Genomic DNA, 12,472 nt, shown 5'->3' with positions numbered 1-12,472 from the left:
TCATGGACAGTGTTGCTCCTTTAAGAGCCAGTTTCAGATTGTCGATAATATCATCGGGTAATTTTGAGAGATTGGCAAGGGTTCTTTTTTTGACTTGATCTCCTTCTCGATAGGACTCTCGAAGAAGAACAGCGGGGGGGGAATTACGGTTAGGAACTTTTTCTATATACATGACCACTATTTTAGCAAATGGAGAGAATTCTTGTCCATTAAGAAATTTTACAAATTACATGGGTGCATTAAGAAAAGTTAAGGGGTATATCCATTGATGGATAAGGGTTTCGGCTATTATGGTATATGTGTATGGGGGAAGTTCAGTTATAACTTAGAAATTAATCAACAACTAAAGCTTATGCTTGTAGCTAAGTGAAATCATTGATTAAGAGATCTGTACTTTTCAATAACTTTTTGCCGCAAACCCTATTTAGGATTATCCTAGAAATATATTGGGGTGCATCTCAATTTTGGAGAAATATCTAGATGACATTTTGGGCGTTGGGCGCTTGGGCGCACGCAGTTCGATAAACTCACTGACCACGGTGCGCCCCTACCATTGGTGCAATAATATTATTATTGTAAGGGCGAATTGCATTCGCCCTCTTTGAATAACTTCTGCTGCTCACCATAAGTGAGAGAGTGAGAGAAAGTCACAAATATGAGATGCACCCATGTATTGTATGATGCCAGGGCAAATTTTAGGCGATCGATACCAAATTCAAAGTCAGTTAGGTAAACAAACCGGAAGACGCACTTTTCTCGCCCAAGATCTAAAAACGGGCGCTACTGTTGTTGTCAAATTATTAATCTTCAGTCCCGATTTTGAATGGACAGATTTAAAACTTTTTGAACGGGAAGCTGAAACTCTTAAACATCTAGATTGTCGCTCGATTCCTGAATATATCGACTATTTTGAAGTTCGCACCGATACCTATCAAGGTTTTGCCCTTGTTCAGAGTTATATCGAGGCGAAATCTCTCAAGGAACAGATAGAAAATGGTCGCAAATTTAGTGAGGCAGACCTGCAAGAATTAGCCAAATCTATCCTAGGGATTTTAATTTATCTTCATGGACTTAACCCGCCAATTATCCACCGGGATTTGAAACCTAGTAATATCTTATTAAAAGATCGAACTGGTCATAGTATCGGCAATGTTTATTTAATTGATTTTGGTTCTGTCCAGACTGTTGCTCAACAGGAACAGGCCACTTTAACTATTGTCGGAACCTACGGTTATATGCCACCCGAACAATTCGGTGGTCGCACCGTTGCCGCTTCTGATTTATACAGTTTAGGAGCCACTTTAATCTATCTAGCTACAGGCATTCATCCCGCCGATTTACCCCAAAAAGATGGCAAAATTCAATTAAATAATTTAGCCAATTTAAGCCCTGCTTTTGTTCATTGGTTAGGGCAGTTAATCGAACCTAGTCTCGAAAAAAGGTTTGTTTCAGCCCAGGCAGCAAATCAAGCTTTAAATACTCTCCACGAAATGCAATTAACTTCCTCAAACCTTGAAAAACCCGCCGGGAGTCGGGTACAGTTGCAAAAAAGCGGGGAGAAAATTAAAATATCTTTACCTCCCGAAGGTTTTACCCCTAAATTAATTTATCTTGGAACTTTTGCCATCGCTTGGAATGCTTTTTTATTAGTATGGACAGGAGGATCCGTTTCTATTCCTCTGTGGATAAGTTGGTTTTTTATGCTCTTTTCCTTGCCTTTTTGGTTTGTGGGTTTAGGAATGCTTTATCAGATTATTTATTGTCTCAAAGGAGAGGAAATTATCACTATTGATAGTCAGGAAATTGTGGCCATTCAGCGAATTTTTGGTTTGACACTTCCGGGCAAAAAGAAAATGGCACGGGAACATATTAATAAACTGGTGAAAGCTGATGGTTATCATAGCAAAGATGGTGATGGCGATCGAGTTTATGTGCCGATGGCTTTAACTATTTGGGCGGGGACTAAAGAATATACTATTAGCAGTAAGACAAAAGAATATCTGAGTAAACCCGAAATTGAATGGTTAGCAGCGGAATTAAGCCAGTGGTTAGGAATACCAATTACTAATAAGTAGCCAGTTACAATCAGCTTTTTTCTCCCCTCTCCCTTCTCTCCTTCTTTCCCCTCCCCATCTCCCTGATATAGACGAACTGTCTGTGATCAGTGTAAAATTTTATGAAGAGTCTGGGCTTTTTTCTCCCTTTTCCGGAGAAATGCCCCAGAGCCAGTGACTAAAATCAAAATTGTGTCATCCCATCGATAATTAAGTTTATGAGCGCCACTATTACCGTAGAAAAACGCAAATTAGAAAAACCCCCTTTAGAACTGCATTATCTCGGCGATCGAGTCCTGCGTCAACCGGCCAAGCGGATTGCTAAAGTCGATGACAGCATTCGCCAATTAGCCAAAGAAATGCTGCAAACTATGTATAGTGCCAATGGTATCGGTTTAGCGGCTCCGCAAGTGGCAGTCAATAAACAATTGATTGTCATCGATTGTGAACCCGATAAACCAGAAAATCCGCCCCTAATTCTGATTAATCCCCAAATTATCGGTTATGGTCGGGAATTGTGCAAAGCGGAAGAGGGTTGTTTGAGTATTCCCGATGTGTTTTTAGATGTCATCCGTCCCCAAGCGATCGAAGTGAGTTATAAAGATGAACAGGGGAAACCGCGAAAACTGCAAGCTGACGGTTTACTAGCGCGGGTAATTCAACACGAAATGGACCATCTTAATGGTGTCATGTTCGTGGACAGAGTAGATAACGATTTGGCACTGAATGAAGAATTAAAAAAACACGGTTTTTCCGTGCAAGCGGTGAAACCCGTTGAGAAAGTGACAAAATAAAGGCATTAGTTAATTTAGGTGAGGAGTGAAGATGACCCCGAAAAGCGGCGTTTTATTGTTATTATCCTGTATTGCAGCAATCGCTGCTGTGGGTTGTGTCTTTGAAATTAGTTCGGGAGAACCGGATTTAGGCAATACCACCACTAGCTTAATTCTAGCGGCAAGTGTACCATTAACAGCCCTATTTTTTTGGGCTGCGGTTAAAGACACGAGAGCCAATTACAAATAGAATAACTTCCCCTCGGTTATCTAAAAATTGGCATAATTTTCATGAGCAGAAGAGAGAATGTATTTCTCTCTTTTGTTTGTTTTAACTACAGGGCAAATTGCCAGAAAAAGTTACTTATTTTGAGTATCTTATCATCTTTTATGACAATCAATTATCTGCCGACCGGTGAAAATCTGATTAGGTAAAGATTTCCCTCCTCTCTCCTATATCCGCAATCTAGAATGATAAAATAGGTGAAGTTCAAAGCATCATTCATTAGCTATGACCACAACCTACAAAGTAGAAATTTCCCATTTAGGAACCACACAAACGATCGAAGTTAGGGAAGATCAAACTATACTACAAGCGGCCTACGATGCGGGGATTGACTTACCCAGTTCTTGCAATGCGGGCGTATGTACTACCTGCGCCGCTCAACTTTCCCAGGGTAGCGTCGAACAAGGTGAGGGCATGGGATTATCCCCCGACCTGCAAAAAGAAGGCTATGCTTTGTTATGTGTGGCCTATCCTCGCTCCGATATTAAACTGGAATCTGGCAAGGAAGAAGTAGTTTATCAACGTCAATTCGGAAAACCCTAGGCCAAACTGGGGTTAAGATGAGAAATTTTCGGGGGGTTCCCCCCAAAAAAACAGATTTTGAGCCAATAGAACCAGCAAACCCTAACTAATAGCCGAATGCTGACTAATAAGGGAGAACTTTTCCTCTCTACCCTTGAGGGCCGCTTTCATGAAACCAGAAAAGAGAGGATGAGCTTTATTGGGACGAGAGCGAAATTCGGGGTGAAATTGGGTAGCAATAAAGAAAGGATGTTTTGGTAGTTCGATAATTTCCACCAAACGACCATCAGGAGAAGTGCCACTCACCAGATAACCAGTCTCAAAAAAGAGACTACGATAGGCATTATTGAACTCGTAACGGTGACGATGGCGCTCATAGATAACCTCTTGACCGTAGAGGGAGAAAGCCAGACTATCGGGATTTAAACGGCAGGGATAGAGACCTAAGCGCATTGTTCCCCCTAAATCCACCACATCTGCCTGTTCTGGCAGTAAATTAATCACCGGATTGGGTGTATCCTCTTCAAATTCGGAACTATTGGCCCTTTCTAATCGGGCCACATTGCGACCCCATTCGATAATCGAACACTGCATCCCTAAACAGAGACCCAAGAAAGGAATATTATTGACCCTAGCATACTCGATCGCCTTAATTTTGCCATCCACACCCCTAATACCAAAACCACCGGGTACAACAATACCGTCAACACCGCTTAAATGAGCTTCGGCCGAATCGTTATCCACATCTTCGGCACTTACCCAACGCAATTCTATCTCGCTATTAAGGGCAATAGCGGCGTGTTTGAGGGCCTCCACCACCGAGAGATAAGCATCCCCCAACTGCACATACTTACCGACGATAGCTATCTCTAATTTTTGACTAGGGGATTGCATCTGTCGGATGAGATTTTCCCACTCCTCCAGATGGGGATATCGGGGACCCAGGTTTAATAATTCTAGGGTTTGTTGCGCTAATCCCTCTTTTTCCAGATTGAGAGGCACTTCGTAGATACTGCTGGCATCCTGAGCAGTAATCACCGATTCCACCGGCACATCACAGAAAGCTGAGAGTTTTTCTTTTAATCCCGGTTGTAGGGGTAGATGACAACGACAGACTAACACATCCGGTTGAATACCGATCGATCTTAATTCCTTGACCGAGTGTTGCGTCGGTTTAGTTTTCATCTCCTTCGCGGCCGGAATCCAAGGAATTAGGGTAACGTGCATATAAACCACGTTATTTCGTCCCACATCCTTCCTAAATTGCCTAATTGCTTCTAAAAAAGGCAAAGATTCGATATCTCCCACCGTACCACCAATTTCTGTGATGACAATATCGGGGTTGGTATCTTTGGCCACCCGGAGAATCCTTTCCTTGATTTCGTTGGTAATATGGGGAATTACCTGCACAGTTCCCCCCATATAAGCACCACGGCGCTCTTTATTCAATACCGCTTGATAAATCGAGCCAGTAGTCACACTATTGAGACGGGAGAGTTCCGTATCGGTAAAACGTTCGTAGTGGCCAAGGTCGAGGTCGGTTTCAGCCCCATCATCGGTGACAAATACCTCTCCGTGTTGAAAAGGACTCATCGTACCCGGATCCACGTTGATGTAGGGGTCTAATTTCAGAATTGAGACGGAATAATCCCGACTTTTCAACAATCTTCCCAAACTAGCAGCGACAATTCCTTTCCCAATACTGGAGACAACTCCCCCAGTAACAAAGACAAATTTACTCATAAAATTCTTCCTGCGATCGATTATACCTAGCAAGGGGTGAGAGTTTTCGGGATGGGGCGGTGTCATTTTCCCAGATTTCATTATAACTGGATGATCTATACCCCGATCCTCGTTTTAGCTCCCTCTCGAAAATCTATTAGACCACAGCCTTCAGTCACCTTCATCCCAATCATCTAAATTTTCCGCTACAATCGAGAGTACTAAGACTCAGGCAATTGTAAAGTAATATTAATGATAGATTTTAATACTCTCGCTGAATTTTCCCGCAACTATTGCGTCTCGATTTGTGCCTTTTTAGTACCCGCTAACTTAGTAACCACCGTTTTAACCGTTCTTTTTCTCTATTTTGGTCGTCCTACCCGTCAAGTCTTCCCCATTGCTTCCCTAGCTTTGTTGTTCGCTCTCACTATGTTTCTCCACGTCGCCACCTGGTTAATGATTGGTGTGGTTATGCCCCCCACTTTTATCCTCTTTGGACTGGGTTTAACCTGTTTTCTGATCAATTTTCAAGCCATCAGCGATCGCCAAAGCTTGGAACAGTTATTACACACCGGGGTTAGTCGTCTGGCCCGCTCTTTCAACTAAAAAAAGCGCCGAGACTTCCCACCCCACCATTAAGATAACCGCTAGATCTGGCTGAATTTTTTTCGGCCAAAGACTTGACAAACTTCAAAATTTCTGCTAACCTTGTAGTATAATGGGAATCCGTGTAGGCCTACGAACCCTCTTTTTAACTCTTTCTCAAGAATAAAAATTTTAACCCGAATTGCCGGTAGTAGCTAAACTAAGAGCAGTACCACGGGAAACGGTGATTATGGAAGTTATTTGCACGCGTCCCCACTGTCCGAGACCGCGTAATCAGTGCCTAGACCTAGACGATAGCAATCGCTTAACCTCGATCGAGCAGAAATATTGTACTACTTGCGGGATGCCATTAATTTTAGGGGGACGTTATTTGCCTGAACGTCTATTGGGACAAGGAGGATTTGGGGCAGCATTTTTAGCAGTAGATCGTTATAGTCCCAAAAAAGCTAAATGTGTACTCAAACAATTTCAACCTTCGGGTAATTTAAGTCCGCAAGCTTTAGAAAAAGCGAAAAATTTATTTTTTCAAGAAGCGCACGTTTTAGAAGATTTAGGACGAGAACATCCTCAAATCCCCGATCTCTATGCTTTTTTCCCTTTAAAAGTCAAGAATCAATTAACGGGAGAAGAAGAGCAATTTTTCTATCTGGCCCAGGAATATATCGACGGTAAAAACTTAGAAGAAATTCTCCAACAGCAACAAAAACCCTTTCAAGAAAGTGAAGTTAAAAACATTCTCAAAGAATTACTTCTTATCCTCAAATTTATCCATGAAAATGGTTCCATTCACCGGGATATAAAACCATCTAACATAATGCTATCCAAAAATGGCCGCCTCTATTTACTCGATTTTGGGGCAGTAAAACAGGCTACTAATAACCCCAATAATACACAAGAGAAATCCACAACAATTTACTCAGCTGGATTTGCTCCTCCCGAACAACAATTAGGCAATCAGGTATCAGCAGCCACAGATTTATATGCCCTAGCAGCTACCTGTGTTATACTCTTAACTAATCGTGATCCTGATGATATATACGATTCGCAAAAACAGGTCTGGAATTGGCAAAATTATGCCCCTAATATCAGTGCAGATTTAGCCCAAGTATTCAATAAAATGTTACTAGCAAATCCCCAGGATAGATTTCAATCCTGTGGAGAAGTTTTAACCGCTTTAAATCCTCCTCCCCCACCTTCCCCAATTCCCCCATCTTCCCCATCTTCCCCATCTTCTCCAGTGATGAGAAAAACTTCCCGCTTTTCTCTTGGGGAAACTTTCGCTAATGCTGCCTTTACAGGGTTTGAGGGGACATTATTAGTAATTGCCTTCAATAGTTTAGTCCCCTCGGTAGGAATTGTCATCGCCTTTATGATCTTAGGTGGCTTAGTTTTGGCATTATTTAAAAAAGTAATTGAAGGAAAAGATATACCAATTATCGCAGCAATTACCCTCGCCTTGATGTTAATTCCGCAACTGCAAGGCAGCCTAAGTTTTCCTGAAATTGCTATCATTGCCGTGATGGCAGCTATCGGGGCAATTGCTATTACTGCCTTTTTCCGGTTAATATATCAGATAATTTTGCGATTATTTTAAAACCCTGAAAGTTGCCAAATTATCATCACTACCGCCGGTAATCGTGCCACCGAGGTCTAAAATAGTTTGCAGATAGTCGAGGACTTCCTGAGAAATTAACTCTCCTGGCATCAAAACGGGAATACCGGGGGGATAGGGACAGATAACATCAGCACTAAGACGATCGAGGGCATTTTTCCGGGATACTATCTCTGTAGGGGCAAAAAAAGCCTTTCTAGGAGAAATAGCCGAATTTGCCGTGACTGGAGGAGGAGTGGGGGGTAAACTGGTAGAGGAAGGGGATTGAAGGCATTGAAAAGCAGTAATTAGGCGATTAATGTGTTCGCGATGATTGCCGATGGAGATAATAAAAGTAAGTTGGCTTAAAGTCGGTAATTCTGCCGTGACAGCGTATTTTTCTCGCAAAATATCGTCTATTTCGTAACCAGTTAAGCCAAAATCTCTGACGATTACCGTTAAACGAGTGCGATCAAACCAGTGACAACCCGGGATAGAATGGGGAAAGTCTAAAACAGAGATATTAGGGATTTTATCGAGTTCTTTTCGGGCAGTAGCGGCTAAATCGAGGGTTTTGCTCAGTAAATCTAGTCCTTGCGTCGCCATTTGCTTTCTAGCACTATCAAGGGAAGCGAGAAGCAGATAACTAGGGCTAGTGGTTTGAACTAATTGTAAGGCTCGATCGACTTTTTCGGAACTAATGCGATCGCTTTTTAAGTGTAACATCGATGCTTGAGTTAAGGCCCCTAAAACCTTATGGGTGGACTGAATAGCCATATCGGCGCCGAGAGAGAGGGCAGCCGGAGGTAAATCGGGATGAAAGCCAAAATGGGCCCCGTGAGCCTCGTCAACGAGCAGCGGGATAGAATAATGATTGGTAATCTGGGCGATAGTTTTTAAGTCACAGCAAACCCCTTGATAGGTGGGAGAGACTACCATCACCGCTTTAGCGTCGGGATGAAGTTTCAGGGCATTTGCGAGGGATTGGGGGGTTATATTTAAATTTAGATCGATAGTGGGATTATATTCGGGATTGATAAAGATAGGCTGCGCCCCAGAGAGAATTAAGCCCGAAATTGCCGATTTATGAATATTTCTCGCCAAAATAATTTTATCTCCCTCGCCGCAAGTGGCTAAAATCGCCGCAATAATGCCACAACTGGAACCATTGACCAAAAACCAGCTTTTATCCGCCCCAAATGTCTCGGCTGCTAAAATTTGCGCTTCTTTAATCACTCCCGTCGGGGCAAACAAATTATCAAGGTCGGGTAATTCGGGTAAATCGGCTTTAAAGACGCTTTTTCCCAGTAAATTACTTAAATCTTCCCCGATTCCTTCCCCCTGCTTATGCCCTGGCGCGTAAAATGGTACATCTAAACTATTGACTTTTTTTTGCAGTTGTGCTAACAACGGAGCGGATTCTGGCGAAGGCATTTTGGAAAGGAATTATGAATTATGGCTCTCTTGGATTTGCTGGGTAAAATGTATTCTAAGATACATTCCTCCTAGCGAGGGGGTGGAAGGAACCACTCCAGACACAGAGGACACAAAGATTGATCGCTTTTCTAGTAAGTTAAACTGGTCGCAACGCGCTCGCTACGCGAGATCACACAAAGAATAAGAGAGCCGGAAAACTTCGTACCTCACCATTAAGATAACTGCTCTAACATCTCGATCGTGGAAAGTCCCATAAAAAAGAAGTTCCCACTCACGGACATTTAAGGCTTTTTGGACCCTATGTCCACAGCAACGGTCAGACTTTTAGCTTTGTTGGTTGCCATGGAAAAATTAAGCGAAAATCCCGACCATATTAAGCGGATTTCGCCGATAGCATATCTCGAAAAGAACGCCATCCTAAGTCTGATATAGCACGGGATAGCTTACGGTTTTAACCATTCCTGAGTGTTGAAATCTTCTAGAACTATCGTAGTGAAAAAGCCAATTAGGCAAGGGATTCTCCCACTTCTAAGAGGGGACAAAAGGGAAAATAGGGAGAAACCGTCCAACGATAGAATTTTTTGCTGCTGGTGGACTGAAGATTAAAACGCAGGGAAACAAAGGGGAAAAAGGGAGATACGGAACAATTCCAACTGAAAGCCGGCTTAGAACTGCTATTATCGTCCTGCAAAGACCAAGCAGGGTATTGAAAAACCTCCCGGACGAGGGATTTTCCTTCATCGCTAACTTGGGCGCAGCTGCGACTAATGCCCGAAACCAAACAGAGACTATTACTGACACAATTATCATTAGAAGCCACGATCAGGATATCTTCCCCGGTGGTGGTTAGTTCAAAAGCGATAAAATCTCCACCTTGCCAACGACTAAGGACTTGTCCTTGGGCATTCTGGTAGATAGCGCTGCAGTTTTCGGGATCGAGAAGACGATTACTATCGGGATCTAAGTAACCGCAAACCTTGCCCATCAGACGAGTTCCATCCTGAAACCCATACACCCAATCAAAGGTATCGGTTTTAGCAGCCCTTTGATTGTTTTTGTTGACCAATAGTAATCGATCGCTGATCACGGTTAAATTCTCAATAAAACTAAGCTCCCTTTAATAACAAAGGTATCACTAAATACCAATGTCCCAAGGAAAAGATTTATTAAGTTGAACTTCTGATCCGGCTGGGAGAGTGAACTGGTCAACTTAAATCAAGGCCAAAACCTGCTATCTTATGGGGAGACAAAAATTATCTAGATCTTGTTTTAGCGAGTGGTAGTAAGGGCATGGCGTACAAGCGGGTATTATTAAAACTGAGTGGGGAGGCCCTGATGGGCAATCTCGGCTATGGGATCGACCCGATGGTGGTTTCCGCTATCGCCCAGGAAATCTCCGAAGTGGTTGATCAAGGCATCCAATTGGCGATCGTGGTCGGTGGGGGCAATATTTTTCGGGGGGTGAAAGCCGCCTCGGCCGGCATGGATCGGGCTACGGCCGATTATATTGGTATGATAGCAACAGTCATGAACGCTATGACCTTGCAGGATGCCCTAGAACGAGCGCAAGTACCGACTAGGGTATTAACGGCGATTGCGATGCAGGAATTAGCTGAACCCTACATCCGCCGGCGAGCAATCCGTCATCTGGAAAAAGGTCGGGTGGTGGTTTTCGGTGCGGGATCGGGTAATCCTTTCTTTACCACCGATACCACGGCAGCCCTGCGCGCTGCCGAAATCGATGCGGAAGTGGTGTTTAAAGCGACGAAAGTGGATGGAGTTTATGATTCCGATCCCTCTCACAACCCTAACGCGCGACGCTTTCAAAGTCTCACCTACGGTCATGTGCTGACCCATGATCTGCGGGTGATGGACGGAACTGCGATCGCTCTGTGCAAGGAAAATAATATTCCGATAGTTGTTTTCGATCTGTCGGTAGCAGGTAATATTGTTCGCGCTGTCAAAGGTGAACCCGTTGGAACATTGGTAGGAGGATTCTGTGAAGTTAGCTGAAGTTCAAGACCATATGCAGAAAACCATCGAATCAACCCAGAGAGGTTTTAATACGATTCGTACCGGCCGCGCAAATGCTTCTCTTTTAGATCGGATCATGGTGGAGTATTATGGCATGGAAACTCCCCTCAAGTCCCTGGCGACTATTAGCACTCCCGACGCAACCACGATCGCTATTCAACCCTTCGATCGTACCAGTATGGGGGCGATCGAAAAGGCGATTTCTCTCTCGGACGTGGGTTTAACCCCCAGTAATGACGGTCAGACCATTCGTTTGAATATCCCTCCCCTCACTAGCGATCGCCGCAAGGAATTGGTCAAATTAGCGGCGAAATTGGCCGAAGAGGGAAAGGTGGCGATCCGCAATATTCGCCGGGATGCGATCGATGCTATCCGTAAACAGGAAAAAAGTCACGAAATTTCTGAGGATGAATCCAGGGATTTACAGGATCAGGTGCAGAAATCCACCGATAAATTTATCGCCAAAATCGAGGATTTATTAACGACAAAAGAAAAAGATATCATGACGGTTTAAGTTTTTTTCTACTCAGGGATAGAACAGGCTTTTTGTCTGTTCTATTTAGGTTTTTATCTCTATTTAAAAGGTATAGAGGAGTGAGAAGGTTTGGGGATGAAGTTTTTCAGTATTGCGGCATCTCAGGTTATCGAAAATTCGGGTTTAAAACCCCCTAGTTTTATGATGGGGTAATGTGCTTTTGCTTACACTGATTTTTGATTTTTGGGAGTCATATAAGACAAGACAGTAATTCCTGGTAAAGGTCATCGAGCAAAGAATTTATAGATTAGTAAGAAAGAGTCCATTTTTCTCTAAAAATAGGAAAAACTCATCTTGCTTAAAAAAATATTCGGGAAATTATGAAAATGAAACGCTATCAACTTCTTCAAGAAAAACGAGAGAATATTATAAAAATTGCTCGAAAACATGGAGCATTTAATATTCTCATATTTGGATCAGTTGCCAGAGGAGAAGACGGTAATGACAGTGATATTGACTTTTTAGTAGAAATGGAACAAGGGCGCAACTTATTAGATAGAATTGGTTTAATTCAAGACTTAGAAGATTATTTAGGCTGTAAAGTTGATGTGGCTACTATTAACAGTTTACGAGATTGTTTTCGGGAAAGAATCATGAAAGAGGTGATTCCTTTATGAAGGATGACTTAATTTATTTAGGTGATATTTTAGACAGAATTGAACGAATCGAATCTTATACACAGGAGGGAAAAGACAGATTCTATCAATCCTTATTAATTCAAGATGCTGTGATTCGCTGTTTTGAAGTCAGGTTCTTCCGAACTTACACTGTAGAAAATTCCCCAAGCTCCCTCTCTGTCCAGCAATGCTCTAAAGTTGATAAATATCAATCTAACAAAAACTCAAAGCCCTATTGTACAAACTTTACAAGCATGAGTTGTTGATAGTTTTGCATGACAGGTTCGGTAGAGCC

14 protein-coding genes are annotated in these 12,472 nt (G+C 42.7%); 10 read left to right on the top strand and 4 right to left on the bottom strand.

Annotation, left to right across the window (positions count from 1 at the left end):
* On the bottom strand, positions 1–172 hold a 172-nt coding region (locus tag IM485_RS07500; protein ID WP_502882165.1), incomplete at its 3' end, for an IS1634 family transposase N-terminal domain-related protein.
* 505 nt (positions 173–677) lie between these two features.
* Between IM485_RS07500 and IM485_RS07495 the strand changes: the two genes are divergently transcribed.
* The 4 genes from IM485_RS07495 (at position 678) to IM485_RS07480 (ending at position 3,656) form a co-directional block, all read left to right on the top strand.
* On the top strand, positions 678–2,075 hold the full coding sequence (locus tag IM485_RS07495; RefSeq protein WP_104395650.1) for a serine/threonine protein kinase: 1,398 nt from the start codon (positions 678–680) through the stop codon (positions 2,073–2,075).
* Positions 2,076–2,272: 197 nt separating this feature from the next.
* A complete protein-coding gene (def, locus tag IM485_RS07490) occupies positions 2,273–2,848 on the top strand; it encodes a peptide deformylase (RefSeq protein ID WP_104395651.1) in 576 nt (191 codons plus the stop codon).
* Positions 2,849–2,879: 31 nt separating this feature from the next.
* The gene (locus tag IM485_RS07485) at positions 2,880–3,077 is read left to right on the top strand and encodes a hypothetical protein (RefSeq protein ID WP_104395652.1); all 198 of its coding nucleotides are present in this window, start codon (positions 2,880–2,882) and stop codon (positions 3,075–3,077) included.
* A gap of 261 nt (positions 3,078–3,338) precedes the next feature.
* The gene (locus tag IM485_RS07480; protein WP_002768334.1) at positions 3,339–3,656 is read left to right on the top strand and encodes a 2Fe-2S iron-sulfur cluster-binding protein; all 318 of its coding nucleotides are present in this window, start codon (positions 3,339–3,341) and stop codon (positions 3,654–3,656) included.
* Between the two features lie 81 nt (positions 3,657–3,737).
* Here IM485_RS07480 and pyrG read toward each other — a convergent pair whose 3' ends face one another.
* Positions 3,738–5,378, bottom strand: a complete 1,641-nt coding sequence (gene pyrG, locus IM485_RS07475) for a glutamine hydrolyzing CTP synthase (RefSeq protein WP_104395959.1) — start codon at positions 5,376–5,378, stop codon at positions 3,738–3,740.
* A gap of 231 nt (positions 5,379–5,609) precedes the next feature.
* Between pyrG and IM485_RS07470 the strand changes: the two genes are divergently transcribed.
* Both IM485_RS07470 and IM485_RS07465 read left to right on the top strand, forming a co-directional pair.
* Positions 5,610–5,963 carry a hypothetical protein gene (locus IM485_RS07470; RefSeq protein WP_104395653.1) on the top strand — a complete coding sequence of 118 codons (354 nt, stop codon included), beginning with the start codon at positions 5,610–5,612 and terminating at the stop codon, positions 5,961–5,963.
* Between the two features lie 229 nt (positions 5,964–6,192).
* Complete coding sequence (locus IM485_RS07465; RefSeq protein ID WP_104395654.1) at positions 6,193–7,557, top strand: serine/threonine-protein kinase; 1,365 nt, start codon at positions 6,193–6,195, stop codon at positions 7,555–7,557.
* Here the strand turns inward: IM485_RS07465 and IM485_RS07460 are convergent.
* Positions 7,549–8,988 (bottom strand): aminotransferase class I/II-fold pyridoxal phosphate-dependent enzyme, encoded by a 1,440-nt coding sequence (locus tag IM485_RS07460; protein ID WP_287742254.1) that lies wholly within the window; start codon positions 8,986–8,988, stop codon positions 7,549–7,551. The two genes, IM485_RS07465 and IM485_RS07460, sit on opposite strands and share 9 nt — an antisense overlap.
* 303 nt (positions 8,989–9,291) lie before the next feature.
* On the opposite strand from IM485_RS07460, the gene IM485_RS07455 reads away from it, so the two are divergent.
* Entirely contained in the window at positions 9,292–9,423 is a 132-nt protein-coding gene (locus IM485_RS07455; RefSeq protein ID WP_287742252.1) for a hypothetical protein, read from the top strand.
* 73 nt (positions 9,424–9,496) lie between these two features.
* Here IM485_RS07455 and IM485_RS07450 read toward each other — a convergent pair whose 3' ends face one another.
* Positions 9,497–10,078, bottom strand: coding sequence for a hypothetical protein (locus IM485_RS07450; protein WP_104395656.1), 582 nt, complete (start codon positions 10,076–10,078; stop codon positions 9,497–9,499).
* 203 nt (positions 10,079–10,281) lie between these two features.
* On the opposite strand from IM485_RS07450, the gene pyrH reads away from it, so the two are divergent.
* From pyrH to IM485_RS07435, 3 genes are all read left to right on the top strand, one after another.
* Positions 10,282–11,004, top strand: coding sequence for a UMP kinase (pyrH, locus tag IM485_RS07445; RefSeq protein ID WP_002732255.1), 723 nt, complete (start codon positions 10,282–10,284; stop codon positions 11,002–11,004).
* A gap of 13 nt (positions 11,005–11,017) precedes the next feature.
* Entirely contained in the window at positions 11,018–11,539 is a 522-nt protein-coding gene (gene frr, locus IM485_RS07440) for a ribosome recycling factor (RefSeq protein WP_502882164.1), read from the top strand.
* A 347-nt stretch (positions 11,540–11,886) separates the two neighbouring features.
* A complete protein-coding gene (locus IM485_RS07435; RefSeq protein ID WP_043996335.1) occupies positions 11,887–12,177 on the top strand; it encodes a nucleotidyltransferase family protein in 291 nt (96 codons plus the stop codon).
* The last annotated feature ends 295 nt before the right edge of the window (positions 12,178–12,472 follow it).

It is taken from the genome of Microcystis sp. M169S2 (assembly GCF_020245865.1).
GTDB lineage: Bacteria > Cyanobacteriota > Cyanobacteriia > Cyanobacteriales > Microcystaceae > Microcystis > Microcystis ichthyoblabe_A.
This window is presented reverse-complemented; position numbering and strand designations above follow the sequence as displayed.

What these genes read in the sequence shown, in the direction of transcription:
- IM485_RS07480 (WP_002768334.1), top strand. Translation starts at nt 3,339, where the DNA reads ATGACCACAACCTACAAAGTAGAAATTTCCCATTTAGGAACCACACAA.
- def (WP_104395651.1), top strand. Translation starts at nt 2,273, where the DNA reads ATGAGCGCCACTATTACCGTAGAAAAACGCAAATTAGAAAAACCCCCT.
- pyrH (WP_002732255.1), top strand. Translation starts at nt 10,282, where the DNA reads ATGGCGTACAAGCGGGTATTATTAAAACTGAGTGGGGAGGCCCTGATG.
- IM485_RS07465 (WP_104395654.1), top strand. Translation starts at nt 6,193, where the DNA reads ATGGAAGTTATTTGCACGCGTCCCCACTGTCCGAGACCGCGTAATCAG.
- IM485_RS07435 (WP_043996335.1), top strand. Translation starts at nt 11,887, where the DNA reads ATGAAACGCTATCAACTTCTTCAAGAAAAACGAGAGAATATTATAAAA.
- IM485_RS07485 (WP_104395652.1), top strand. Translation starts at nt 2,880, where the DNA reads ATGACCCCGAAAAGCGGCGTTTTATTGTTATTATCCTGTATTGCAGCA.
- pyrG (WP_104395959.1), bottom strand. Translation starts at nt 5,378, where the DNA reads ATGAGTAAATTTGTCTTTGTTACTGGGGGAGTTGTCTCCAGTATTGGG.
- frr (WP_502882164.1), top strand. Translation starts at nt 11,018, where the DNA reads ATGCAGAAAACCATCGAATCAACCCAGAGAGGTTTTAATACGATTCGT.
- IM485_RS07460 (WP_287742254.1), bottom strand. Translation starts at nt 8,988, where the DNA reads ATGCCTTCGCCAGAATCCGCTCCGTTGTTAGCACAACTGCAAAAAAAA.
- IM485_RS07495 (WP_104395650.1), top strand. Translation starts at nt 678, where the DNA reads ATGATGCCAGGGCAAATTTTAGGCGATCGATACCAAATTCAAAGTCAG.
- IM485_RS07455 (WP_287742252.1), top strand. Translation starts at nt 9,292, where the DNA reads ATGTCCACAGCAACGGTCAGACTTTTAGCTTTGTTGGTTGCCATGGAA.
- IM485_RS07470 (WP_104395653.1), top strand. Translation starts at nt 5,610, where the DNA reads ATGATAGATTTTAATACTCTCGCTGAATTTTCCCGCAACTATTGCGTC.